Source organism: Pseudomonas sp. NFACC05-1, from assembly GCF_900100135.1.
Taxonomy (GTDB): Bacteria; Pseudomonadota; Gammaproteobacteria; order Pseudomonadales; family Pseudomonadaceae; genus Aquipseudomonas; species Aquipseudomonas fluorescens_Q.
In genome coordinates, this window is record NZ_FMTR01000001.1 from 705791 (window position 1) to 729755 (window position 23965).

Genomic DNA, 23965 nt, shown 5'->3' on the forward strand with positions numbered 1-23965 from the left:
ACAAACCTCCCGGGCAAGGACCTGTTGGCGCCGGGCGACGTTTCGCGCGGCGTGGTGTCTGTCATCGATCATGAGCGTCATGGAGCCCGGTAACTTGATTTGCATCAAACACGCTTCAAAGCGTTGCATCGAAGGCGGCAACGGCGCGGCAATCGCGCTATGTTTGAGCATGATCAGTCGCCCCAGGGCACGAGCGCAGCCGGCTCGGACCTCTGGATTGAGTGACAACCGCAGACAGTGCCAGAGAGCCGAACCATGACTGAAACCCTGGCCTTCGCCAATGCCGCCGCCGCGCTGGGAATCGGCCTGTTGGTGGGGCTTGAGCGCGAACGACGCAAAGGCGAGGGCGACCGGCGCGACTTCGCCGGCCTGCGTACCTTCGCCATCACGTCCGTGCTCGGCTACCTGGCGGTCCAGGCGGGCGGTCCCTTGTTGCTGGGGGGCATGACGCTCGCCCTGGGCGCATTGGTCACCGTGGCCTATTGGCGAAACCTCGACAAGGATCCGGGGATCACCAGCGAGGTGGCCTTGTTCGCAGTATTGGCATTGGGCGCGCTCTGTGCGAGCGCCCCAGGCCTGGCGACCTCGATTGGGGTGGTGATGGCCGGGCTGCTCGCCAGCCGCCAGGCGTTGCACCACTTTGCCCGCAACCAATTGACGACCACCGAGATGCGCGATGGCCTGGTGCTGTTGATCGCCGCGCTGGTCGTGCTCCCGCTGGCACCGGATCGATTCCTCGGGCCTTATGACGCCATCAACCTGCGCAACCTGTGCACCCTCACCGTCATGCTGATGGCGGTGGGTGCGCTGGGGCATGTCGCGGTTCGAACCCTGGGGACCCGCTATGGCTACGCCCTCAGTGCGATTGCCTCGGGGTTTGCTTCTGCCACGGCGACTGTCGCGACCATGGGCGGTATCGCGGCCAAAGAGCCGATCAATCTCAAGGTGGTGAGCGCTGCGGCGATGTTATCCAATCTGGCGACGGTGACTCAAATGGGCCTGATCCTCGCGGCGGTGGACCCCGCGCTGTTGCGATGGATGTGGGGGCCGTTGGTGTGCGGGATGCTGATGGTATTGCTCTATGCCGGCGTGCTGATGTTTCCCCGGCCAAGGGCGCGGGCCGATGAAACCATCAAGCACAGCGGCGCCTTCAGCCTCAAACTGGCGATGACGATGGTCCTGGCGATGGCCGCTATCACCGTCCTCTCGTCGGCGATGCTCGATGTGTTTGGCCAGGCCGGGGTGACCGTCACCGCGATTTTCAGCGGGTTGCTCGACGCCCATGCTTCGACAGCCTCCATCGCTTCCCTGGCCAAGGGCGGGTTGTTGCCCTTCGACGGCGTCGCCGTACCGGTGCTGATGGCGCTGAGCAGCAACTCCCTGAGCAAATGCGTCGTCGCCTGGCTCAGTGGCGGGCGAAGGTTCGCCGGGTATGTGATTCCCGGCCAGGTGCTGGTCACGCTGGCGATGTGGGCAGGGCTGTTGCTCCCGAGTTTGTCAGCCTGAATGATGGCTGTTTGATGAAGATCAAGTCCTGTCTCGGGCAGGCGTTCATTCTGGAACCCTCAATCCTTTAAGTGGCTGTCGCCACGTGCCGAGGTGTTCCATGTCCCAGACTCAACGTTTATTGCTAGTGGCGCCTGACGCCATGATCCGTACGCCGGCGTTCGACCGCACCACCGAGTTGGCCCTGGCGCTGGACCTGCCCCTGCATATGGTGGCGTTCGACTACCTGGAGTTGCTCTCGGTGGCCGGTCTGTTCGCCCCGGAACAGGTCAAGCAAGCGCGTGAGGGTTATCTGGAAACCCATCGGCATTGGCTGTGGCAGCAGGCCGAACTGGCGCGCCGGCACGGCGTCGAGGTGACCTGCGAGGTGGTTTGGAGCAAGGATGCCTTCCAAGCCTTGCAGCAATACGTCAAGGAGATGCCGATGGCGTTGATCATCAAGGACGCGCAGCCGGAGCCGGCGATGAAACGGGTGTTTTTCACGCCCCTGGACTGGCGCTTGCTGCGCGACTGTCCGGTGCCGGTGCATCTGGTCACGGACTCTCGTAACCCGCGGCCTCGGCGGGTCCTGGCGATTGTCGATGTGCTGCGCAGCGAGGAGCAGGACCTGGTGTTCAACGACCGGATCGTCGACGCCGCGGTCAAACTGGCGGAACAATGCAACGCCCAGGTCGAGTTGCTGCACGCCTTCGATTGGACGGCTGTCTACGCCTCGGATATGGGCATTGGTGCGCTGCCCCTGGCCACCGGGCTCTATGAAGCGTTGGGCCAGGCACAGCACGAGGTGTTCGAGTCCCTGGCCGAGCGGCACGGGGTCGCACCGCAGCAGTGCCACTTCATCGAAGGGGCGCCGCTGAACAGCATTTGCACGTTCGCCATCGATCACCAGATCGATGTCATCGTCATGGGCACCACGGCGCATCGTGGCCTGGACAAGCGCCTGGGCACCACCGCTGAGCTCCTGCTGCAACGGGCGCCCTGCAGCGTATTGGCGATCAAGCCGCAAGCGTGATTGGCGCAACGCGGCGCGAGGCCATGCCAAGGCCTCGCGCAGCGTCCGGGATCAAAGGTAGAGCCGGTGGATGACCTGCCGGGTGTCGTCGGGATCGCTGTGGGTTTCAAAACCCAGGCTATGGGCCAAGTCCCGCATCGGCGCATTGCTGGCCGCATCGACGGAGTACATCTGGCGATAGCCGTTTTTACGCGCGGTGTCGATCAGGTGCTCCATCAACAACGTCCCCAGTCCCAGGTGTTGCCAAGGGTCGGCGACCGTCACCGCACACTCGCATTCGTGTTCCTGGGTCGCGCAATAGCGGCTGACACCGATCTCGATCAACTCGCCGTTGTCATGGACCAGGGCGATGTAGGCCATGCGCGTCTTGCAGTCGACGTCCATCAAGTTATCGAGCAGCGCCGCGCCCGGCTCATTGATCTGCGCCAGGAAGCGCATGTGCCGCGACTCTGGTGACAGGCGCATGATGAAGTCGTATTCGCGCTGGCGATCCTGCTCCCTGAGCGGGCGGATCAAGACATGCCGGCCGTCCTTGAGTGCCTGGATCCAGTGTTTGCCACTGATGCTGGCATACAGGGCAGCGGCGCGTTCGTTGTGGTCTTTGACAGTGAGCATGGTGCGATCCTCCCTCGGATGTGCACGTGCGGTGCGATAAAAAGCTACGCATTCGGTACTGTTCTACGCCCGCCACGGCGATCGATTCTGATCTGGATCAGTGCCTGCGTATCCGCCCGTCGATTGCCCGGCCTTTGATTCAGATCAAACCGTCCGGGGCCTTGATGGGCGCACGCTGAAGATCGCTCCGGAAAAGGCCGGTGCAAGGTTCTGGATTTCGTGTGGGCAATCCGATGGAGGTGTGCGATGGGGCAATACCAGCGTCTGCTATTGATCGTCGAACCTGATCTGCACCCCTCTGCAGCGATGCGCAGGGCCTGTGCCCTGGCCCGGGCCAGCGGCGCCGCACTGCACTTGTGCGCGTTCGTCCAACCGCCGGCGCGCACCCACTTATGGGGTGAAAAAATCGATGAAGCGAGTGTGCAGCGCTATCTGCACCGCTACCGTCGCTGGATGGTGGAGGAGGCGGCGCTGCTCAAGGAGGAAGGCCTGGATGTGACGACTCACGTGGTATGGACGCTCCATCCGTTGCTGGACATCCTGCGCTATGTCGAGCAGTTCCAGCCTGACCTGCTGATCAAGGACGTTGCCCTCGAACCTTTGCTCAAGCGCGTGTTCGCAACGCCGCTGGACTGTCATCTGTTGCGCGACTGTCCGGTGCCGGTGCATCTGGTCAACCAGGCGGTGCACGGCTTGCCGCGCCGGGTCGTGGCGGCGGTGGACCCTTCGGACCCCGAGGCCAATGCCTTGAACGAGCACATCGTCCAGACTGCTGCCGCGATGGCCCGGCAATGCGATGCCTCGCTTCATCTGTTGTACGCCTGCGACCTGTCGCCGGCCTTCAACGGCGAAGCCTCGTTGCTGGCCGGGGCTTGGGATGACGACTTTGCCGACGCCCTGCGCGAATCGCTGCATGCGGCGTTTATCAGCCTGGCCGGGCGCTGTGGCGTACCGGCGGAGCGTCGGCACTTCGTCGTTGGCCTGCCAGTGCCGGTTATCCAGGAATTCGTCGACGAATTCGAGGCCGACGTGGTGGTGATGGGCACTGTGCACCGCGCCGGTCTTGAGCGTTTGATTGGCAGCACGACAGAACGTGCCTTGTACTCGGTGCCGGGCAGTGTGCTGGCGGTCAAGGGATGAGTACGATGGCCCCGTTGAGCTGTCCGCTCCTCAGGTGTTCCAGCGCTTGGTTGGCTTGGACCAATGGGTAGCAGGTCACGTTGCAATGCACGGGTGTGCGCTGGATCTGTTCGAAAAACGCCAGGCCGTCTGCGCGGGTCAGATTGGCCACTGAGCGCACGCTGCGCTCCTGCCACAACAGGCGATAGGGGAAGGCAGGGATGTCGCTCATGTGAATGCCGGCGCACACCACGCAACCGCCTTTGGCGGTGGCTTGCAAGGCCAGTGGCACCAGTTCGCCGACGGGGGCGAAGATCAGGCTGGCGTCCAGCAGATGTGGCGGGAGCTGATCCGATGCCCCGGCCCAGGTCGCGCCCAGCGAACGGGCATAGGCCTGGCCGAGGTCGTCACCGGGCCGAGTGAAGGCATAGACTTGCTGGCCCCGGCCCACGGCGACCTGGATCGCCAGGTGCGCAGCGGCGCCGAAGCCATAAAGGCCCAAGTGAGGGGCGTTTTGCGCCATCTGCAAGGCCCGGAAACCGATCAGCCCTGCACACAGCAGAGGCGCGGCTTCGGCGGCCTCAAGCGTATCGGGGAGGGGGAAGCAGAATCGCGCATCGGCGACGGTGTAGTCGGCATAGCCGCCGTCCAACTGGCAGCCAGTGAACAGTGCCTGGTCGCAGAGGTTCTCCCGGCCCGAGCGGCAGAACTCACACACCCCACACGTCCACCCCAGCCAGGGTACGCCTACCCGTCGGCCGATCCAGTCCGGGGCCACCTGCGCGCCGACGGCGGTGACCTCACCGACGATCTCGTGGCCCGGCACCCGAGGCAATCGAGCCTGGGGCAGTTCACCGTCGAACAGATGCAAGTCGGTGCGGCACACACCGCAGGCTTGCACCTTGATCAGCAGTTGCCCGGCGGCCGGCGTCGGTTGAGGGCGTTCTTCCAGTTGCAAGGGCTGGCCAATCGTGTGCAGGACCATGGCGCGCATGAGCATTCTCCTGTGTGAGCGGGCGCTCGCCATGCCAGTGAGCGGCGCCAGGGCATCAAGCAATCACCTTGTATGACCTTAGCGTCCCTGGTTCTGATGTAAATCAAGTCACCCTTATTCCCGCGTTCCAGAATCAGGCATGGCAACCCTGTGTTTTTGCGGAGGACGTGATGAGCGATTTTCTCAGCCCCGACCAACTGGAAGGTATTGACGCCTACTGGCGTGCGTCCAATTACCTGGCCGTAGGTCAGATCTACCTCAAGGACAACCCGTTGTTGCGCAAACCACTGCAACAGGGGCATGTCAAACCTCGCTTGCTGGGCCACTGGGGCACGACGCCTGGGCTGAATCTGATTTACGTGCACCTCAATCACCTGATCAAGACCCGTGACCTGAACATGATCCTGATCACCGGGCCCGGTCATGGCGGCCCGGCCATCGTCGCCCAGAGCTACCTGGAGGGTAGCTTCACCCAGTGTTATCCCTCGGTGGAGCAGAACGAAAACGGAATGTTGCGCCTGTTCCGGCAGTTTTCCTGGCCTTATGGCTTATCCAGCCATGTCTCGGCGCAGATTCCCGGCTCCATCCATGAAGGTGGGGAGTTGGGTTACTCCCTGGCCCATGCCTATGGCGCGGCGTTCGACAACCCTGACCTGATCGTGGCCTGCGTCATCGGCGACGGTGAGGCGGAAACCGGGACGTTGGCGGCGAGCTGGCATTCCAATAAATTCCTCAACCCCAGGCGTGACGGCGCCGTACTGCCCATTCTTCATCTCAACGGTTTCAAGATCGCCAACCCCACGCTGCTTTCGCGCATCAGTGAAGACGAGCTGTCGGCCCTGATGTATGGCTACGGCTACGATCCTTATTTTGTCGAAGGCGACGACCCGCAAGCGGTGCACCAACAGCTGGCCAGGACCCTGGACGGCATGTTGCTCAAGATTCGCGAAATCCAGCGCATGGCCCGCGCGGATTCGTCGGGACGTACCCTGGAACGCCAGCTCTGGCCGATGCTGGTGCTGCGCACGCCCAAGGGTTGGACCGGTCCGAAATTCGTCGATGGCCAGCAGGTCGAAGGCACCTGGCGCGCCCACCAGGTGCCGCTGAGCCACTTCGAGCTGCCCGTCCATTTGACGCAACTGGAACAATGGCTCCAGAGCTACCGTCCGCAGGAGTTGTTCGACGACAACGGTGCGTTGCTGCCGGACGTTGCCGCGTTGGCGCCGACGGGACATCGGCGCCTGGGCGCCAATCCTCATGCCAATGGCGGCGTGCTGCTCAAACCCTTGGAACTGCCCAGGTTCACCGATTACGCCATGCAATTCAACGCGCCCGGCAGCGTGCAGGCAGAGGCCACCCGGGTGTTGGGTGGTTTTGTGCGCGATGTGATGAAGCACAACCTGGGGGCAGCCAATTTCCGCCTGTTCGGTCCCGACGAAACCGCCTCCAATCGCCTTGATGCGGTGTACGAGGTCAGTGGCAAAGCCTGGATGGCGGCCCTGGAGACGGGCGATACGAACCTGGCGTGCGACGGCCGGGTGATGGAAATCCTCAGCGAGCAAGTGTGTGAAGGCTGGCTGGAGGGGTATCTGCTGACGGGTCGGCATGGGCTGTTTTCCTGCTATGAGGCGTTCATCCACATCGTCGATTCGATGTTCAATCAGCACGCCAAATGGCTCAAGACCGCTGCCCAGATCCCATGGCGCGCCTCGATTGCTTCGCTCAATTACCTGCTCACGTCCCATGTCTGGCGACAGGACCACAATGGATTTTCCCATCAGGACCCGGGGTTCATCGACCTGGTGGCGAACAAGAGCGCCGACGTGGTGCGCATCTACCTGCCAGCGGACGCCAATTGCCTGTTGTCCGTGGCCGATCACTGCCTCAAGAGCCGCGATTACATCAATGTGATCGTGGCCGGCAAACAGCCGGAATGGCAGTGGCTGGACATCGATTCGGCCGTTCGGCACTGCTCGGTCGGGATCGGTCGCTGGGCCTTTGCCTGCAACAACGACGAAGACCCGGACGTGGTGATGGCGTGTGCCGGTGACGTGCCAACGTTGGAAACCCTGGCCGCTGTCACGCTGCTGCGTGAATACGTGCCAGACCTGCGGGTGCGGGTGGTGAATGTCGTCGACCTGCTGGCCCTGCAACCGCCGCAACAGCATGCCCACGGGTTGCCGGACGCCGAGTTCGATGGGTTGTTTACCGTGGACAAGCCAGTGATTTTCGCCTTCCACGGCTATCCGTCGCTGATTCATCGACTGATCTACAAGCGTCACAACCACGATAACTTCCATGTCCGCGGTTTCATGGAGGAGGGCGCCACCACTACGCCGTTCGACATGGCGGTCATCAACCACCTGGATCGCTACCAACTGGCGCTCGATGTCATCCAGCGCGTGCCACGGTTGCAGCCGCTGGTGGACAGCGCTCGGGATCGCTACTGGGCAACCATGGAAAAGCATCAGCTGTACCTCATCGAGCATGGGCAGGACATGCCCGAAGTCTTGAATTGGCGCTGGACGCCGACGCCGCAATGACGGCCAACATGCCTCATGGCATCGACGCTGCGCCGTGGCGTTCGAGCCCGACTTTGGAGACCCATCATGAGCCAGTACCAACGCCTGTTGCTGATCCTCAACCCGGCACAACGCCATTCACCCGCCCTGCATCACGCCGCGGCCCTGGCAGCGGCCAGTGGCGCGCACTTGCATGTCACCGCCTTGATTCCCTCGCTGGACATTCTTTCGCTGCTTGAAGAGGGGCCTCGTGAGGAAGCGCGGCAGAACTATCTCCAGGACCATCGCCATTGGTTGGAGGATGAGGCGGACAAGTTGCGCCGCCGTGGCCTGCGGGTCACCACTGAGGTGGAATGGGCCCAGAAGATGGGCAAGCAGATCCTGCAACACGTTACGCAGATCCAGCCGGACTTGCTGATCAAGCAAATACAACACGAGCCCATGCTCAAGCGGGCATTTTTCACCCCGCTGGACTGGCAACTGCTGCGCAACTGTCCTGTTCCGATGTACCTGGTGGGGGCCACCGGTCATGCGCTGCCGCGCACAGTGGTCGCGGCGGTGGACCCTTCCAGTGCGTTTGCCCAGAACAGCGGGCTGAATGACCGGATCATCCGCCAGGCCATGGGGCTGGCCTTGCAGTGCGACGCCGAGCTGCATCTGGTTCACGCCTATGAGGTGTCGTCAGTCTATCTGGGGGATGCGGGTGGTGGCGGCCTGTCGCTGTCGCAGCTCAGCAAGGAACTGCGCAGGAGCCTGGAAAAAACCTTCCTGGAACTGGCGAACCTGTTTGGTGTGCCGGCCGAGCGCAGGCATTTTCTACTGGGGCATCCGGTCTCGGCCCTGAGTGAATTTGCCCTGGAGCATGAAGTGGACGTGATCGTCATGGGGCGATTCCAGCACGACGATCTGTATGGGCTACTGGGCAGCACGACCGAGCACATCCTGTACCAGGTGTCGTGCAGTGTTCTGGCGGTGTGATGAATCGGACTTGACCGCTGGGTTGTTGACAAAGATCAACGGCAACGAGGTCAAACAATGTGACCAATAGGCTTACGATCGATTGTCCAGGAGCACCGCCATGCGCATGACATTTCTCGGGGCCGCCGGTACGGTCACCGGCAGCAAGTACCTGCTGGAACACGACGATCAGCGCATCCTGATCGATTGCGGTCTGTTCCAGGGCTACAAGCAGTTGCGCCTGCACAACTGGGACCCCTTCGAGCTGCCGATGCGTGACCTGGATGCGATCGTACTGACCCACGCCCACCTGGACCACAGCGGCTACCTGCCGGTGCTGGTGCGTAATGGCTATTGCGGCCCCATCTACGCCACGCCGGCGACCTGCGAGCTGGTGAAGATCCTGCTGCGCGACAGCGCTCGCTTGCAGGAAGAAGAAGCCGAATACGCTAACCGCAAGGGGTTTTCCAAACACGCGCCGGCCTTCCCGCTGTACACCCGTGAACACGCTGAACGAGCGCTGAAACTGCTGCGCCCGATTGCATTCGAACACCCGGTGGAGATCGCCCGGGGGATCACCATCTTGCTGCGTCGCGCCGGGCACATCCTCGGTGCCGCGACGGTACAGGTCCAGGCTGGTGGGGTGACGCTGGTGTGTTCCGGGGACTTGGGGCGACCCGAGGATCCGGTGATGTTCGCGCCGAAAGTCATCGAGCAGGCGGATGTCCTGCTGGTGGAGTCGACCTACGGCGACCGTCGACACCCACACGAGTCGCCGGAAGATCAATTGGCTGAGGTGATCACTCGCACCGCGCTGCGCCGTGGCATCACGTTGGTGCCCTCGTTCACGGTTGGCCGTGCCCAGTTGCTGATGTACCACCTGTATCGCCTGAAACAACGCCGGGCGATCCCCGATATCCCGATCTACCTCAACAGCCCCATGGCCATCGACGTCACCCGGTTGTACCAGCGCTTTGGTGACGAGCATCATCTCTCCAGGGAAGAGTGCGAAGGCATGTGCCACATCGCCCATCCTGTGCGCTCGGTCAAGGACTCCATGGCCCTGGACCTGCAACGTACTCCGGCGGTGATCATCGCCGCCAGTGGCATGGCCACCGGCGGGCGCGTGCTGCACCACCTCAAGAGCCTGGCGCCCAACCCCATCAACACCTTGCTGATGCCCGGTTTCCAGGCTGGCGGTACGCGAGGTGCGAGGATTGTGGCGGGTGAGCCGGCGGTGCGCATCCATGGCAAGGACGTGCCGATCAATGCCGAAGTGGTGCCCATGCAAACGCTCTCGGCCCATGCCGATGCCGACGAAATCATGCAATGGTTGCGCGGCTTCAAGACACCCCCCCGGCACACCTATGTCGTGCATGGCGAACCCAATGCGTCCGACGTCTTGCGCCACCGCATTGGCGACGAACTGGGGTGGTCGGTGTCTGTGCCGGAGTACCGCGATAGCGTCGAACTCTGAACGATCGCCTTGGCGAGCAAGGGGATTTTCTCTACCCACCGGATTTGTGCGCGCCACGCTCCAGAGTGGGAGCGAGCCTGCTCGCGAAGGGGCCGGCCGCTTCAACGACGCATTCGGCTTGAAATAAGCTCAGGCATGAAAAAGCCCCTCGTCGTTGGCCGGCGAGGGGCAGGGTTCAAAGCGATCAATCGGCCTTGATCGGCACGACCTTTTCCGCTTTCAGTGCTTCCGGTTTTTTTGGCAGTGTCAGCGTCAGCACGCCTTTGCTGAACTGGGCTTCGATCTTGTCGCTGTCGACGCCTTTTGGCAGGTTGAACACCCGTTCGAAGGAGCCGTAATGGCGCTCGGACAGGTGATAACCTTTTTTCTTTTCTTCCTTGGTTTCTTTTTTCTCCCCCTTGATGATCAGGTTGCCGTTGGCCAGGCGGATTTCGATGTCTTTCTGATCCATGCCGGGCAACTCGGCGGTGATTTCAAAGCTCTTTTCCTTCTCGGTGATGTCAACGGCCGGCAGGCTGCTCATGGAAAACTCGCGACGCCAGAAGGGTTCGACATCGAACAACCCGCGACTGAAGGGCGAAATCCCCGTGCCCCGGTTGAAGTCATCGAACAGGCGATCTACCTGCTGGCGGAGCTTTTCAAATGGATGCCTGAGGTCAGTCTTGGCGGGATGCGGAGCGTTGTCTTCGGTTTTGACCGGCATCTTTTTCACTGAATTGGACATTTGATTTTCCTCTTGGGTGATGTTCGGGCGGGTACCTGAACAGATGACCAGATACCGTTGCCGAACAGGTCAATGCATGCTTGCGAACTTACAAGGACAGTTGGCCGGACCAGAGCATCCAGCCGGCGAAGATCGCCGCCGCCCAGATCACCAGCAGCAGGCCCCAGCCAAAACCAGTGAGGGCCTGGCCCGTCCTGGCCCGTTGAGCGCTCAGGTAGATCAGCGAGCCGGGGGCATAGAGCAGGGCACTGAGCAGCATGTACCGGGGGCCGGCGGCGTAGAGCAGCCAGACGCAATAGCCCGTCGCGACCACAGCGATGGCCATGTCGCGCAGTTGCAGGCCGCGATGGCCGGCGTAGGTCTGGCCTTGCCAGGTCATTTTCAGTGCATACAGGCCACTGAACAGGTAGGGCAGCAGGATCATCGAGGTGGCGAGTGAAATCAGCGCCAGGTAGCTGGCGCTCGAATACAGGGTCAGCAATAGGAACAATTGGATGCAGCCGTTGGTGATCCATAGCGCGTTGGCCGGTGCGCCGTGTTGGTTTTCCGTGGCCAGCAGGCGCGGCATGACCTTTTCCTTGGCCGGGGTGAACACCGATTCGGCTGCCAACAGCGTCCAGGCCAGCAGCGCGCCGCCCACCGACACAATCAGGCCAATGCTGATCAGCACCGCGCCCCAAGGCCCGGCCACCGCTTCCAGTACACCGGCCATGGAAGGGTTCTTCAGCGCGGCCAGTTCGGGCTGTCTGAGGATGCCCAAGGACAATAGGGAAACGGCGATCAGCAGCATCAATGTCAGGATGAAGCCAATCACCGTGGCGCGGCCGACGTCGGCCCGTTCGGCGGCCCGGGCGGAGAATACGTTGGCGCCTTCGATACCGATGAACACCCAGACCGTCACCAACATGGTGCTCTTGACCTGGTCCAGCGTACTGCCCAGCGCCGGCGTGCCCCAGAAATCCACCATGAAGGTGTCCTTGGAGAACGCGGCAATGACCAGTCCGATGAACAACAGCAACGGCACCACCTTGGCGATCGTCGTCAGGGCGTTGGCCTTGGCGGCGGTGCGCATCCCGCGCAGGATCATCCAGTGCAATGCCCACAGCACCACGGACGCGCCAACGATTGCGGCTTTGTTATTGCCTTCGCCAAACACGGGGAAAAAGTAGCTGAGCGCAGCGAACAGAATCACCAGGTAGCTGACATTGCCGATCCAGGCGCTGATCCAATAGCCCCACGCCGAATTGAAACCGAGGAATTCGCCACCCAGGGCACGGGCGTAGGCAAACACACCGTTGTCCAGTTCCGGTTGGCGGTTGGAGAGAGTCTGGTAGACCAGGGCCAGCGAGAGCATGCCCACGCCGGTGATGAGCCAGCCGATCAGGATCGCTCCGGCACCGGCGCTGGCTGCCATGTTCTGGGGCAGGCTGAAGATGCCGCTGCCGATCATCGAACCGACGACCAGAGCGATCAGCAAACTCAGCGACAGGCGTCTGGGCTCGACCTTTCGCAAACTGCCGGCCAAAGGGTGAGGTGTGACGGTCGGGATGACCGGTTCTGTACCTTGCAGGTGCGTTGCCATGATCAAAGCCTCCATGAGACGGGAGGTTCGGTAACCTTCGTCGATGCAAAGGTTCGAACGCTGAGTCTTAATCTCGGCTTGAAGGCGTGGAGGGGTATTGACGTAGATCAGATGTCATGCGGAGCAGGCATCACAGTTCCGCATGACGATGACAACCGGCGACTTTTTGCTTGAGGCCGGGCAAGTCCAGAATCGTGACGTTGCGCCCATGCATGTCCACCAGTTCCTCCTGGCGCAGGTGGGCGATGCCCCGGCAGATGGTTTCCAGGCGCAGGCCCAGGTAGGAGCCGATGGCTTCGCGGCTCATGCGCAGCACGAATTCCCTGGAGGAATAACCTCGCATGTTAAGCCGCTGGGACAGGTTCAATAGAAACGCCGCCAGGCGTTCGTCGGCGTTCATGTTGCCGAGCATCAACAGCATGCCGTGGTCGCGCACGATTTCCTGGCTCAGGAGTTTATTCAGGTTGTGCTGCAACGACGGTAAGTCGTGGGCCAGTTTTTCCAGGAGGTTGAAGGGTAGCGGGCAGACTTCGCTGTCTTCCAGGGCAATGGCATTACAGGCGTAGCGATCGGTGCTGATGGCGTCCAGGCCAAGCATTTCGCCTTGCATCTGGAAACCGGTGACCTGTTCGCGACCGTCTACCGAAAGGACGCTGGTCTTGAAGAAACCCAATCTCACCGCATACAACGAGCGCAGCGGGTCGCCGGTGCGATACAGCGCCGCGCCTTTCTTGACCTTCACTCGCTGGGCGATCAGGGTGTCGAGGCGCTCGACTTCACCGCCCGTCAGGCCAATGGGCAGGCACAGCTCAAGCACGCTGCAGTTCGAGCAAGCGGTCTTGAGGGCATGCACCCGCAGAAGTCGCGGTTCGGACTCGGCCATGAGGAAATTTCCTATAGTTGGAGCAAGCATAGAACAACAACTCAGCCATGCCTGTTTTTTGTCGCCTAAAGCCATACCGGCTATCGATAGACGCAGAACGGGTACAAAGGATGGGGGTGAAAACCTTCACTATGGGACTTGCAGATGACGCTATTGTGTCGTGGGTGGGCGTACAGGGGGGCGTTGGATTCGTTCACGCCGTGACAGATCGATCAACGGCCAGGCGCTGTCAAACCAGTCGCAAAGGCAGCGCAGCGCGTTTGAGCGGCAGGAGCGGGGCAAACTCTTCAGGTGTCAGGGTTTCCTTTTCCACCAGCAGATGGGCCCCGGCGTCGAGGTCTTCCCGATGGCTTTCCAGCAGTGTCCTGGCGCGTTGATAGGCTTCAGCGAGCAAGGCGCGGATACCCAGGTCGACTTCCCTGGCGGTTTGTTCCGAGTAGTCCTTGTCACCCATTTCCGTGCGCTCGCCCAGGTAACTGGCACTTTTGCGTTCCAGCACCGCCAGGCCAAGCTCTGTGCTCATGCCAAAGCGGGTGATCAACTGTCGGGCGATATCCGTGGCGTGGGCCAGGTCATCGGCGGCCCCGGTCGAGACTTGGCCGTAGGCAAGGCATTCGGCGGCACGTCCCGCCATCAGCACGACCATGCGGTCCTTGAGCATCTGGCAACTGACGAGAAAATGATCTTCCGTCGGTCGCTGCAGGGTATAGCCCAGCGAGCCAATGGCGCGCGGCACGATCGATACCTTATGGACCGGGTCCATGTCCGGGAGGTTGCTGGCCGCCAACGCATGTCCCATTTCGTGGTAGGCCACCACTTGGCGTTCATCGGGATGTAACAGGCTGCTCTTGCGTTCGATCCCGGCAACGATGCGCTCCACGGCCGCGGTGAAATCGTCGAGGCTGACCGTTTCGGCACCGCGGCGAGTGGCGATGATGGCGGCCTCGTTGACCAGGTTGGCCAGGTCTGCGCCAGTAAAACCCGTGGTGATGTCGGCGATACGCTCGCTATCGAGGTCCTGGCCAGTGACGATCTTCTGCAGGTGAACCTTGAGGATCGCCTGCCGGCCTTTACGGTCGGGGCGATCGATCAGGATCTGTCGATCGATCCGGCCGGCTCGCAACAGCGCCGGGTCCAATACCTCGGGGCGGTTGGTCGCCGCCAGCAGCACGACCCCTTCACGCGGGTCGAACCCATCCAGTTCTGCCAACAGCTGGTTGAGGGTCTGCTCTTTTTCGTCATTGCCGCCCAGGACGCCGACGCTGCGCATTTTGCCCAGCGCATCGAGCTCGTCGATAAAAATGATGCAGGGCGCGGCCTGTCGGGCCTGTTCGAACAAGTCATGCACGCGAGCGGCGCCGACACCAACGAACATCTCGACGAATTCTGACCCTGATATCGAGAAGAAGGGCACGCCGGCCTCTCCAGCGATGGCTTTGGCAACCAGGGTCTTGCCGGTGCCTGGCGGACCGACCAGCAATGTACCTTTGGGAATGTGCGCCCCCAAGCGTGCGTATTTCGCCTTGTCCTTGAGGAAAGAAACAATCTCCACCAGCTCGACCTTGGCTTCGTCGATGCCGGCAACGTCGGCAAAGGTCACGCCGGTATCGCGTTCGACGAACACCTTGGCGCGGGACTTGCCGATGTTCATCAAACCACCCATGCCCTGTTTTTCCGCCAGCCCACGAAACAGGAAATGCCAGATCACCATGATCAGCACGAAGGGCAGCAACCAGCCCAGCAGGCCACTCAGGAAGGTGTTTTCGTTGATGCCGGTGAACCCGACCCCCGAGTGGGCGAGATCTGCCGCCAGTGCCGGTTCCACCCTCACGGTCGCGAACTGGGTGTGGCCGTCGATGGGTTCCTGCAACTGGCCGCGGATCTGGTCCTTCTCTACCCGTAGATCGCTGACCTGCCGATTGTTCAGCAATTGCAGAAACTGGCTATAGGGGATGACCTGCACCGCGGGGCGTTCGAAAAACAGGAACTGCACCAGGCTGAACACGGCCAGCGCAATGAAGAAGTAGGACAGGTTCCATTGGTGGTTTTTTTTCATGGCCTCGACTCGATAAAAGGCCTCGGATGAACAGGCCGCGCATAAATGGTCGGGGAGATCGCCGGCTCCCTGGTTTGCTTTTTCTACGCCTGAGGGCTGCAAAGACATTGAGCTAAATCAACTCGGTTCAAGTGAGTCACGGTGTGGGCGTCGGACGAGCCAAGCAGTTGACAAGGATCAGAGTGGGCAGGGGGTGTTGCCAGATACTCGAGCCAGTTGCTAGCCGTTTTTCCTGCTGCGCTTAACCGAGGAAATAACCATGGCCTTGAATAGATACTTACCTGTCGTATTAATGAGCATTTTTCTGGCAACCACTGCCGGGTGCTGTAACAAGCTCGCCCAAGAAGTGGATGCCCGACTGGAATCGGCGGAAAGTAACGCTGCAACGGCAAGGCTCAGGGCGGATGAGGCCTACAGGAAGGCTGAGCAGGCCGAGACAATGTCCGAGCAGGCCCAACGTACCGCCGAGGAGGCAAGCATCCGGGCCACTCGGATGACCGACGATAAGGCCTCGCGCAAGTAATCAGCGGATATATGGGGCATGGGCAACAGGCGGGCGCTGCGCGCGTTCGTCCACCTTCGGTTTCCTGACGCGCGAGGGTCAGAACGGCCCCAGCTTGAGCGGGTACTGGATGACGATATACAACCGGTCGATGTCATCGCCGCCCTGGCTGCTGTTGGCGCGATGGGTGACATGGGACAGTTGCAACGACAGGTCCTTGGCCGGGCCTGACTGCACGATGTAGTGCAGGTCCAGGTCGCGCTCCCAATGGCGTCCGCCAGCGCCTTGTTGCGGACTGTAAGTGCCGGTGTCGCTATCGAACGGGTTGTAGGCACCGTCTTGGGGGGCATGGCTGCCGTCGATCCCGCGTCCAGTCACATAGCGGGCCATGAAGCTCAGGCCGGGGATGCCCAAGGTGCCCAGGTCGAGGTCGTAGCGCGCTTGCCACGAGCGCTCGCCGGGGCCGTTGAAGTCGGCATATTTGATTGAATTGGCCAGGTAGATGGAGTCGCCGCCGACGAAATCGAAGGGCGTGTCGCCGTTGATTTTCTGATAGGCCAGGGTGAACGCCTGGGCATTGAACCGGTACTTGCCGCTCAGGCTATAGGCTGTGGTGTCGATGGCCCCGGCAATGGCCTTGCCATCGTCGCGGGTGTGATACAGGTTGCCGTCGAGGAACAGTTCGCCAACGGTGGCATGCAGGTTGGCATAGTACTGGCGCCAGGTATCGCTCAGTTCGGAGGCGTAGAGCGCGCCGCCCAGGGCTTGGCCGGTGAGCAGGTCGGCGCCGATGAAGTCGATGACGCCGTGGCGCGTCGTCGCCCCATACCCGGAAAAATCACCCTTGCTGGTCGAGGCGTCCTGATTCTTGAACGCACTGAAGTGGCCTGCCTGCAGGGCGACCCCTTCGAACTCGCGGCTGGAGAGTAGCAGGCCGCTGGCGTATTCGGGTTGCAGGCGCTTGTCTGCGGTATCGAATACCGGGCTCTGCACCGTCATTTCGCCGACCGCCAGTGTGGTGCGTGAGGCGTTGAATTTCAGCGCACCGCCGGCGCTGGAGTAGTGGTCCTCGCTTCGCCCGTTCTCATCCAGCGGCAATAATCCCGTTCCGGAGTGCCCCTTGCCGCCGTCCAGTTTCAACCCCAGGAACCCGTGGGCATCAATGCCTACGCCAATCGTGCCGGGGGTGAAACCGGACTCGAACGAGGCGATGAAGCCCTGGGCCCATTCCTGTTTGTAGCTTTTGCCTGCCGGGGTCGGGGCGCGATAGTCATTGTTGAGGTAGAAGTTACGGCTGAGGACTTGCAGCGTCGCCCCGTCGAGAAAGCCAGGCGTGCTTTGCGCGAGTTCCGCTGCCATCGCCGGTGCGGTGCCGCTTGTGAGCAGGGCAAGCAGCCAGAGCGGCTTCAGGGCGGCGGTTGAGTGGTGTGGTGCAGGCAACATGCTTCATTTCCATGTGAAATTGGGCGGGCGAAGGGGCGGCACTACGCGCAGCCAGGTGGGAAGCGTCCGGCGCGGCGCAGGGTGACCGAGCAGCTTGGCGCTTGAGAAACCAGGTCTGGGCAGAGGGCTTCATTCTTGGGCGTGGGGCGCGAGCGTGCGAGTTAAACGTTGTTAATTACGGGCCGCTACATCATTGGCTTTACCATTCATCAACGGGCCGCCCTGGCATTTCTTGACAGCCATCGCGGCTGGGTAAATACTCGCCACTCATATTCATATATATGACTAGATAACAAGGTGAATAAGGTCAATGAACGCTCTCTCCAGTGATGCCCGCCTGCCGCTTTATCAACGTTTACGCGACCAATTGGCTGAGCAGATCGCCAATAACCGCTGGCGCCCGGGGGAGGCGATTCCTACTGAGGCGGCACTTTCAGCCGAATACCAGTTGTCTACCGGTACGGTGCGCAAGGCCATCGATGCGCTGGTCAGCGAGGGCGTCCTGGAGCGCCAGCAAGGGCGCGGCACCTTCATTCGCCGGCCGCAATTTCAATCGTCGCTGTTCCGTTTTTTCCGCTTTCAAAGCGCTTCAGGCGAACGCCGGGTTCCCGAGAGCCGGATCCTGTCCCTGGAGCCGGTAGCCGCGCCTTCGGCGGTGGCCCAGGCGCTGGGGCTACCGGCCGACGCTCCGGTGATTCGTATCGTGCGAGTGCGTCTGCTGGAAGTGGAGCCGGTGCTCGCCGAAGAAATATGGTTGCCCCGTAGCCGCTTCCAAACCTTGCTCGAAATCGACCTGAGTCAAAAGGGCCCGTTGCTTTACCCCATTTATGAAGAGGTTTGCGGCCAGGTTGTCGCCTATGCCGAAGAAACCCTCACCGCCGAATCGGTGAATGAGGTGTACGCGCGATTGCTGCAAGTGCCGGTCAACAGCCCGGTGGTGGTGATCGAGCGTCTGGCGCGGGATTACGCCGGCAATCCCCTGGAGTGGCGACGCTCTCGCGGGCATGCCGAGCACTTCCGCTACAGCGTGGAAATTCGCTGACCCGACCCGGCTAGCGGCGAGTCGGTCGCCGCTGTCCCTACCGTTTTGTTTGTCATGACTGGCCCTGTAGCGGCGCGGTTCGCTCTCGGCTGCCTTTCGTTCCACCCATAAGGATAACAATCATGTTCAGTTGGTATCGCCAAGTCACCGCGCGGGAGCGCAAAACGTTTTGGGCCTGTTTCGGCGGATGGTCGCTCGACGCCTTGGAAGTACAGATGTTCGGCCTGGCGATCCCGGCGTTGATCGCCGCGTTCGCCTTGAGCAAGGGCGATGCCGGGCTGGTCAGCGGCGTGACCCTGGTCACTTCGGCCATTGGCGGTTGGGTCGGCGGGACGTTGTCGGACCGTTACGGTCGGGTGCGCACGCTGCAGTGGATGATCTTGTGGTTTTCGTTCTTCACCTTCCTGTCGGCGTTCGTCACAGGCTTCCACCAGCTGTTGATCGTCAAGGCGCTGCAGGGCTTCGGGATTGGCGGGGAATGGGCCGCCGGCGCAGTATTGATGGCCGAGACCATCAACCCCAAGTATCGCGGCAAGGTCATGGGCACGGTACAAAGCGCCTGGGCGGTGGGTTGGGGGCTGGCGGTCGGCGTCTTCACGCTGATCTACTCCCTCGTGCCCCAAGACATGGCCTGGCGGGTGATGTTCGTCGTGGGCCTGCTGCCGTCGTTCCTGATCATCTGGGTGCGGCGCAACGTTGAAGAGCCCGACAGTTTCCAGCGCCTGAAAAAAGACAACGTCATCCCGCAAAGTTTCTTCAAATCCCTGGCCGGTATCTTTCGCCCCGAGTTGATCCGCGTGACCTTGTTTGGCGGGTTGCTGGGGCTCGGGGCGCACGGTGGTTACCACGCCGTGATGACCTGGTTGCCGACCTTCCTCAAAACCGAGCGCAACCTGTCGGTGCTCAACTCCGGCGGCTATCTGGCGGTGATCATCTTCGCCTTCTGGTGCGGCTGCGTAGTCAGTGGCCTGTTGATCGATCGCATTGGACGTCGGAAGAACATCGTGCTGTTCGCGCTGTGCTGCGTGGTCACCGTGCAGTGTTATGTGTTCCTGCCGTTGACCAACACCCAGATGCTGTTCCTGGGGTTCCCGCTCGGCTTCTTCGCGGCCGGTATTCCGGCGAGCCTCGGAGCGTTTTTCAACGAGTTGTATCCGGCGGATGTGCGCGGTGCCGGTGTGGGGTTCTGCTACAACTTCGGCCGGGTGCTCTCGTCGGTGTTCCCGTTCCTGGTCGGCCACATGAGCGACTCCATGTCCTTGGGCTCGGCCATTGGCATCGACGCCGGGATTGCCTACGGCGTGGCGGTGATCGCGGCGCTGTGCCTGCCGGAAACCCGCGGCCGCAGCCTGGAAGCCGCTGTGGCATCGGCGCCTGTGGTGGAGAGTGACGGCCAGGGCGCCCGAGCCTGATTTTCCTTATTGTCGATAGATGAAACCCATGGTTGATATCCGTACTACGCCGATCACCGGCATTGACTGCCACGCCCACGTATTCAGCCGCGGGCTGGAACTGGCGGCTGTCCGGCGCTACACACCTGACTATGACGCTACGCTCGCTCAATACCTGGGCCACCTGCACGCCCATGGCTTGAGCCATGGGGTGTTGGTGCAGCCGAGCTTTCTCGGCACCGATAACCGCTACCTGTTGGCCGCGCTACGGCAAGCAACGCAGCAGTTGCGCGGGGTCGTGGTGGTGGAGCGAGACGTCAGCCGAGCCGAGTTGGACGACATGGCCCGGCTGGGGGTGGTCGGTGTGCGCTTGAACCTGATGGGCAGGGCGTTGCCTGATTTTCGTGACGTTGCCTGGAACGGTTTTTTGCGTCATCTCGCGGAACTGGATTGGCATATCGAACTGCATGCCAACCTGGTGGACTTGCCGGGGCTGATCGGTCAACTGTTGCCGTTTGGTGTCCGATTGGTGGTCGATCATTTCGGTCGCCCGGATGCGCGTCTGGGGTTGGATCAACCTGGCTTTGCCCAATTGATGGAGTTGGGGCAGGGTGGGCAGGTGTGGATGAAGGTGTCCGGTATCTATCGATTGGGTGCAACGGCCCCGCGAAACCTTGAATTCGCCCGCGCTTCGTTGGCGGTGCTGGAACGCAGTTTTGGCCCCGAACGCCTGGTGTGGGGCAGCGATTGGCCGCACACTCAGCATGAAGCGCATGTCGGCTTCGAGACGGTCATGGCGCAGTTGCGCGCATTGCAATGTTCGGCGTCGCTGATGCATGCGTTAATGGTCCAGGCACCCCAGGCGCTCTTCAAGTTTTGAGGCGCGAGGCTGTGAGATTGAGTTTTCCTGAACTCGCCCGGTGAATAGGGATCTAGACATCCATTGATGCCCTGTGAAAGGTTTCAGCCAGGCGGTTTGAGGATGACTGATGTCGAACATTGAAGAGCTACCCAGGGAAACGCGTACACCAAGCGAGTACGAAAGCTTGATCGCGATGGGGACGAGCGCACTTGATGCCATTCCTGGTGCGGTATACCTCTGTGATCGCAAGGGGTGGCTCGTCAGGTACAACGGTGAGGCGGCTGAGCTATGGGGAAGGGCGCCGGCACTTGGGGAGAACGGTGACCGTTTCTGCGGCGCTCATCGACTGTTCCTGACCGACGGTAGGCCGCTGGCATTCGAACACTGCCCGACAGCCTTGGCGCTCGATACCGGCATTGCCTCGCGCAATCAGGAAGTGCTCATCGAGCGCCCGGATGGCTCGCGGTTCGTGGCGCTGATGAACATCCGCGCGCTCAAGGATTGCCGAGGCGTCATTCAAGGGGTGATCAACTGCTTCCAGGACGTTTCGGCGCACCACGCCATGGCCGAAGAGCTTCGGCGCAAGAGCGCCGACCTGGAAGACTTTTTCGAAAACAGCGCGGTGGGCCTGCATATCGTCAGCGGCGAAGGCATTATCCTGCGCGCCAACAAGGCGGAGCTGGCGCTGCTGGGCTACTCGGCCGACGAGTACATCGGCCGCCACATCACCGAGTTTCATGTCGACGAACCGGTTATCGGCGACATCCTCGCCAAGCTGGGCAGCGGCGACTGCCTGCAAAGCTACCCGGCGCGACTGAGGGCAAAGGACGGCTCGATCAAGCATGTCATGATCACTTCCAATGGCCGCTTCGAAGACGGGAAACTCTTCAATACGCGCTGCTTCACCATAGACCGGAGCGGTGTCCATGCAGCCGAGGCGGCGCGCCAGGACAGCGATGACCGACTTTCGGCGACCTATGAAGCGGCGACCATCGGTATTGCCGAGGCCGACGTCGACGGTCGCTTGCTCCGCGTCAACGACGCCCTGTGCAACATGCTGGGCCGCTCGCGGGAACAGCTCCTGTCGATGACATTCCTGGACTATACCCACCCGGATTGCATCCCGCAGGACGCCGGATTGTACGCCCGCCAAGTGGCCGGTGAACTTGATAACTACGTGCTTCGCAAGCGCGCCGTGAAGCCCGATGGCGAGGTCGTTTACCTCGACATCCATAGTTCCTCGGTGAGGGACGCCAACGGTACGTTTCGTTATGGCGTGCGAGTGCTGCAGGACGTCACGCTGGCGCGGCGGATGGAAAACCAGGTCCGCGAAAGCGAACGGCACATGCGCAATCTTCTCGAGGCGTTGCCTGCTGCGGTGTACACCACTGACGCCGACGGTCGTATCACCTTCTACAATCGCGCCGCCGTGGAACTGTCGGGACGAACACCGCAGTTGGGCGACATGTGGTGTGTGACCTGGAAGCTGTTCAATACGGACGGAACCGCGCTGCCTCACGATCAATGCCCGATGGCAGTGGCCCTGAAGGAAAACCGGCCGATACGCGGCGTCGAGGCCGTTGCAGAACGGCCGGACGGTAGCCGCGTTCCGTTCACGCCTTATCCCACGCCTTTGCATGATGCCGATGGAAACCTGGTGGGCGCCATCAACATGCTGGTCGACATCTCCGAGCGAAAGCAGGCGGAAAATCGGCAGAAGACGCTGATTGATGAGCTCAATCACCGGGTCAAGAACACCCTGGCCACGGTGCAATCGCTGGCAGCCCAGACGGCACGCAACGCAGAGGATGCGAAAGACGGCTACAGGCGTTTCGAGGCAAGGCTTTTGGCCTTGTCACGGGCACACGATCTCTTGACGAAACGGCATTGGGGACAGACGCCGCTCGACACCCTGGCCCACGAAGTGCTGATGCCGGTGTTTGGGCATGAGCCTGGCCGCATCGTGATCGAAGGCCCTTCTGCAGACGTCGGCACTCGCGTGGCGCTCAACCTTACGATGACCCTCAATGAATTGGCGATCAACGCGCTGAAATATGGTGCGATGTCGGTCGAGAGTGGGACGCTTGCCGTCACCTGGCACCTGCAAGCCCGGGCGGGCGGAACATTGCTGACCCTCGACTGGCGCGAACAAGGAGGACCCCCCGTGTCACCGCCGGAACGGGAAGGGCTGGGTTCTCGCTTGATGCAACGTTGCATCGAGCGTGACTTGGCCGGCAAGTTCGACCTTACCTACGCTCCGCAAGGCGTTTGTTGCCGCTTTTCGTTCCTGATTGGGGTGACCGGGGCATGACCCCATTTGTAGGCGTCAGGGTGCTGGTCGTCGAGGACGAAGGCGCGGTTGCCCTGTTGATCGAGGATATGCTGGAGGAGTTCGGATGCGAAGTGGTGGCCTCGGTCGCCCGGCTCGCGGCAGCACGTGACATGGCCGGCTCGGTGCAGGTCGATCTGGCGATCCTGGACGTCAATCTGGCTGGCGAGCGCGTTTTTCCGGTGGCCGAAATCCTTCGCGGTCGCCATATTCCCTTCCTGTTCAGCACCGGATACGGCGCCAGCGGACTGCCAGCCGAATACGCTGGCTGCCCGGTCTTGCACAAGCCGTTTTCGCAAACTGAGCTGCAGCAAAAAATTGCCGTTACGCTGGCGGGGGCTCGTGAAAGCGGCTTGGCTGCCAGCACCGATGGCGACTGAGCCGCCGCCATCGCGAGCAAGCCCAGCCCTTGGCTTCAAGTGGGCCTCTGACTGTGCTAAATCTCTTACTGGCAGCCCACCAACCTCTCTAAACCCATTCAAGGAGTGATCATGAGTCTCCACGGTCATTACGATCCGCAGAACATCTTTGCGCTGATCCTTCGCGGCGATGCGCCGTGCTACAAGATTTACGAAGACGCCGATGTGTTGGCCTTCCTGGATCTCTTCCCTCAATCGCGCGGCCATGTCCTGGTCATCCCCAAAGCCTCCCAGGCGCGCAACATCCTCGAGGTCGAGCCCGCCGTCCTGGGTGCGATGATGTCTGCCGTGCAGCGCCTGACGCGGATCATCGTGGACGAATTGCAGCCGGACGGGGTTCAGGTCGCGCAGTTCAATGGTGCTGTGGCCGGGCAAACGGTCTATCACATTCACATGCACATCATTCCTCGTTGGGACGGTGAGGCGCCCGGTGTGCATGGTAGGGGCAAGGCCGATCCGGATGAGCTGGAAGCACTCCAGGCGCGTCTGGTCGAGCGGATTCGCTCAGGAGCCTGATGCCGGGCAGGATT

At 61.5% G+C, this 23965-nt stretch carries 20 protein-coding genes; 13 read left to right on the forward strand and 7 right to left on the reverse strand.

Annotated features, from left to right (window positions below):
- Positions 1-255 precede the first annotated feature (255 nt).
- Together BLO97_RS03025 and BLO97_RS03030 are read left to right on the forward strand one after the other, a co-directional pair.
- Positions 256-1506, forward strand: a complete 1251-nt coding sequence (locus tag BLO97_RS03025) for an MgtC/SapB family protein (RefSeq protein WP_092344853.1) — start codon at positions 256-258, stop codon at positions 1504-1506.
- A 100-nt stretch (positions 1507-1606) separates the two neighbouring features.
- The gene (locus BLO97_RS03030) at positions 1607-2518 is read left to right on the forward strand and encodes a universal stress protein (RefSeq protein WP_092344855.1); all 912 of its coding nucleotides are present in this window, start codon (positions 1607-1609) and stop codon (positions 2516-2518) included.
- A 51-nt stretch (positions 2519-2569) separates the two neighbouring features.
- Here the strand turns inward: BLO97_RS03030 and BLO97_RS03035 are convergent, their stop codons facing one another.
- Positions 2570-3133: a GNAT family N-acetyltransferase gene (locus BLO97_RS03035; protein WP_072347403.1), complete on the reverse strand. Its 564-nt coding sequence runs from the start codon at positions 3131-3133 to the stop codon at positions 2570-2572.
- Positions 3134-3379: 246 nt separating this feature from the next.
- On the opposite strand from BLO97_RS03035, the gene BLO97_RS03040 reads away from it, so the two are divergent.
- Positions 3380-4273 (forward strand): universal stress protein, encoded by an 894-nt coding sequence (locus BLO97_RS03040; RefSeq protein ID WP_092344857.1) that lies wholly within the window; start codon positions 3380-3382, stop codon positions 4271-4273.
- Here BLO97_RS03040 and BLO97_RS03045 read toward each other — a convergent pair.
- Positions 4263-5246, reverse strand: coding sequence for a zinc-dependent alcohol dehydrogenase family protein (locus BLO97_RS03045; protein WP_092141734.1), 984 nt, complete (start codon positions 5244-5246; stop codon positions 4263-4265). The genes BLO97_RS03040 and BLO97_RS03045 overlap by 11 nt on opposite strands.
- Positions 5247-5416: 170 nt before the next feature.
- Here BLO97_RS03045 and BLO97_RS03050 point away from each other — a divergent pair, with 170 nt between their 5' ends.
- From BLO97_RS03050 to BLO97_RS03060, 3 genes are all read left to right on the forward strand, one after another.
- Entirely contained in the window at positions 5417-7789 is a 2373-nt protein-coding gene (locus BLO97_RS03050) for a phosphoketolase family protein (protein WP_092221950.1), read from the forward strand.
- Positions 7790-7855: 66 nt separating this feature from the next.
- Entirely contained in the window at positions 7856-8746 is an 891-nt protein-coding gene (locus BLO97_RS03055; RefSeq protein WP_092344859.1) for a universal stress protein, read from the forward strand.
- Positions 8747-8846: 100 nt separating this feature from the next.
- The gene (locus BLO97_RS03060) at positions 8847-10202 is read left to right on the forward strand and encodes an MBL fold metallo-hydrolase RNA specificity domain-containing protein (RefSeq protein WP_092344861.1); all 1356 of its coding nucleotides are present in this window, start codon (positions 8847-8849) and stop codon (positions 10200-10202) included.
- A 184-nt stretch (positions 10203-10386) separates the two neighbouring features.
- Here BLO97_RS03060 and BLO97_RS03065 read toward each other — a convergent pair whose 3' ends face one another.
- From BLO97_RS03065 to ftsH, 4 genes are all read right to left on the reverse strand, one after another.
- Positions 10387-10926: an Hsp20/alpha crystallin family protein gene (locus tag BLO97_RS03065; RefSeq protein ID WP_092141722.1), complete on the reverse strand. Its 540-nt coding sequence runs from the start codon at positions 10924-10926 to the stop codon at positions 10387-10389.
- A gap of 88 nt (positions 10927-11014) precedes the next feature.
- Positions 11015-12508 (reverse strand): arginine-ornithine antiporter, encoded by a 1494-nt coding sequence (arcD, locus tag BLO97_RS03070; RefSeq protein WP_092141719.1) that lies wholly within the window; start codon positions 12506-12508, stop codon positions 11015-11017.
- Between the two features lie 130 nt (positions 12509-12638).
- Positions 12639-13391, reverse strand: coding sequence for a fumarate/nitrate reduction transcriptional regulator Fnr (gene fnr / locus BLO97_RS03075; RefSeq protein WP_092141716.1), 753 nt, complete (start codon positions 13389-13391; stop codon positions 12639-12641).
- 229 nt (positions 13392-13620) lie between these two features.
- Positions 13621-15447 (reverse strand): ATP-dependent zinc metalloprotease FtsH, encoded by a 1827-nt coding sequence (ftsH, locus tag BLO97_RS03080; protein ID WP_092344863.1) that lies wholly within the window; start codon positions 15445-15447, stop codon positions 13621-13623.
- A 259-nt stretch (positions 15448-15706) separates the two neighbouring features.
- On the opposite strand from ftsH, the gene BLO97_RS03085 reads away from it, so the two are divergent.
- A complete protein-coding gene (locus tag BLO97_RS03085; RefSeq protein WP_092344865.1) occupies positions 15707-15970 on the forward strand; it encodes an Lpp/OprI family alanine-zipper lipoprotein in 264 nt (87 codons plus the stop codon).
- A gap of 78 nt (positions 15971-16048) precedes the next feature.
- Here BLO97_RS03085 and BLO97_RS03090 read toward each other — a convergent pair whose 3' ends face one another.
- Positions 16049-17392, reverse strand: a complete 1344-nt coding sequence (locus BLO97_RS03090) for an OprD family porin (RefSeq protein ID WP_092141707.1) — start codon at positions 17390-17392, stop codon at positions 16049-16051.
- A 310-nt stretch (positions 17393-17702) separates the two neighbouring features.
- Between BLO97_RS03090 and BLO97_RS03095 the strand changes: the two genes are divergently transcribed.
- From BLO97_RS03095 to BLO97_RS03120, 6 genes are all read left to right on the forward strand, one after another.
- On the forward strand, positions 17703-18434 hold the full coding sequence (locus tag BLO97_RS03095; protein WP_092344867.1) for a GntR family transcriptional regulator: 732 nt from the start codon (positions 17703-17705) through the stop codon (positions 18432-18434).
- A gap of 122 nt (positions 18435-18556) precedes the next feature.
- Positions 18557-19846 carry an MFS transporter gene (locus tag BLO97_RS03100; protein ID WP_092141701.1) on the forward strand — a complete coding sequence of 430 codons (1290 nt, stop codon included), beginning with the start codon at positions 18557-18559 and terminating at the stop codon, positions 19844-19846.
- Positions 19847-19874: 28 nt separating this feature from the next.
- Positions 19875-20705, forward strand: coding sequence for an amidohydrolase family protein (locus tag BLO97_RS03105; RefSeq protein ID WP_092344869.1), 831 nt, complete (start codon positions 19875-19877; stop codon positions 20703-20705).
- Positions 20706-20814: 109 nt separating this feature from the next.
- Positions 20815-22998, forward strand: a complete 2184-nt coding sequence (locus tag BLO97_RS03110; protein ID WP_092344871.1) for a PAS domain-containing sensor histidine kinase — start codon at positions 20815-20817, stop codon at positions 22996-22998.
- On the forward strand, positions 22995-23396 hold the full coding sequence (locus BLO97_RS03115; protein ID WP_092344873.1) for a response regulator: 402 nt from the start codon (positions 22995-22997) through the stop codon (positions 23394-23396). The genes BLO97_RS03110 and BLO97_RS03115 overlap by 4 nt, the downstream gene beginning before the upstream one ends.
- Before the next feature lie 111 nt (positions 23397-23507).
- The gene (locus BLO97_RS03120; protein ID WP_092221967.1) at positions 23508-23951 is read left to right on the forward strand and encodes an HIT family protein; all 444 of its coding nucleotides are present in this window, start codon (positions 23508-23510) and stop codon (positions 23949-23951) included.
- Positions 23952-23965: the final 14 nt, after the last annotated feature.

Excerpts from the sequence above, each read along its gene's own strand:
- arcD (WP_092141719.1), bottom strand. The coding sequence starts at position 12,508 with ATGGCAACGCACCTGCAAGGTACAGAACCGGTCATCCCGACCGTCACA.
- BLO97_RS03120 (WP_092221967.1), top strand. The coding sequence starts at position 23,508 with ATGAGTCTCCACGGTCATTACGATCCGCAGAACATCTTTGCGCTGATC.
- BLO97_RS03100 (WP_092141701.1), top strand. The coding sequence starts at position 18,557 with ATGTTCAGTTGGTATCGCCAAGTCACCGCGCGGGAGCGCAAAACGTTT.
- BLO97_RS03045 (WP_092141734.1), bottom strand. The coding sequence starts at position 5,246 with ATGCGCGCCATGGTCCTGCACACGATTGGCCAGCCCTTGCAACTGGAA.
- fnr (WP_092141716.1), bottom strand. The coding sequence starts at position 13,391 with ATGGCCGAGTCCGAACCGCGACTTCTGCGGGTGCATGCCCTCAAGACC.
- BLO97_RS03030 (WP_092344855.1), top strand. The coding sequence starts at position 1,607 with ATGTCCCAGACTCAACGTTTATTGCTAGTGGCGCCTGACGCCATGATC.
- BLO97_RS03115 (WP_092344873.1), top strand. The coding sequence starts at position 22,995 with ATGACCCCATTTGTAGGCGTCAGGGTGCTGGTCGTCGAGGACGAAGGC.
- BLO97_RS03040 (WP_092344857.1), top strand. The coding sequence starts at position 3,380 with ATGGGGCAATACCAGCGTCTGCTATTGATCGTCGAACCTGATCTGCAC.
- BLO97_RS03110 (WP_092344871.1), top strand. The coding sequence starts at position 20,815 with ATGTCGAACATTGAAGAGCTACCCAGGGAAACGCGTACACCAAGCGAG.
- BLO97_RS03050 (WP_092221950.1), top strand. The coding sequence starts at position 5,417 with ATGAGCGATTTTCTCAGCCCCGACCAACTGGAAGGTATTGACGCCTAC.
- BLO97_RS03085 (WP_092344865.1), top strand. The coding sequence starts at position 15,707 with ATGGCCTTGAATAGATACTTACCTGTCGTATTAATGAGCATTTTTCTG.
- BLO97_RS03065 (WP_092141722.1), bottom strand. The coding sequence starts at position 10,926 with ATGTCCAATTCAGTGAAAAAGATGCCGGTCAAAACCGAAGACAACGCT.
- BLO97_RS03055 (WP_092344859.1), top strand. The coding sequence starts at position 7,856 with ATGAGCCAGTACCAACGCCTGTTGCTGATCCTCAACCCGGCACAACGC.
- BLO97_RS03025 (WP_092344853.1), top strand. The coding sequence starts at position 256 with ATGACTGAAACCCTGGCCTTCGCCAATGCCGCCGCCGCGCTGGGAATC.
- BLO97_RS03060 (WP_092344861.1), top strand. The coding sequence starts at position 8,847 with ATGCGCATGACATTTCTCGGGGCCGCCGGTACGGTCACCGGCAGCAAG.
- BLO97_RS03105 (WP_092344869.1), top strand. The coding sequence starts at position 19,875 with ATGGTTGATATCCGTACTACGCCGATCACCGGCATTGACTGCCACGCC.
- ftsH (WP_092344863.1), bottom strand. The coding sequence starts at position 15,447 with ATGAAAAAAAACCACCAATGGAACCTGTCCTACTTCTTCATTGCGCTG.
- BLO97_RS03095 (WP_092344867.1), top strand. The coding sequence starts at position 17,703 with ATGAACGCTCTCTCCAGTGATGCCCGCCTGCCGCTTTATCAACGTTTA.
- BLO97_RS03090 (WP_092141707.1), bottom strand. The coding sequence starts at position 17,392 with ATGTTGCCTGCACCACACCACTCAACCGCCGCCCTGAAGCCGCTCTGG.
- BLO97_RS03035 (WP_072347403.1), bottom strand. The coding sequence starts at position 3,133 with ATGCTCACTGTCAAAGACCACAACGAACGCGCCGCTGCCCTGTATGCC.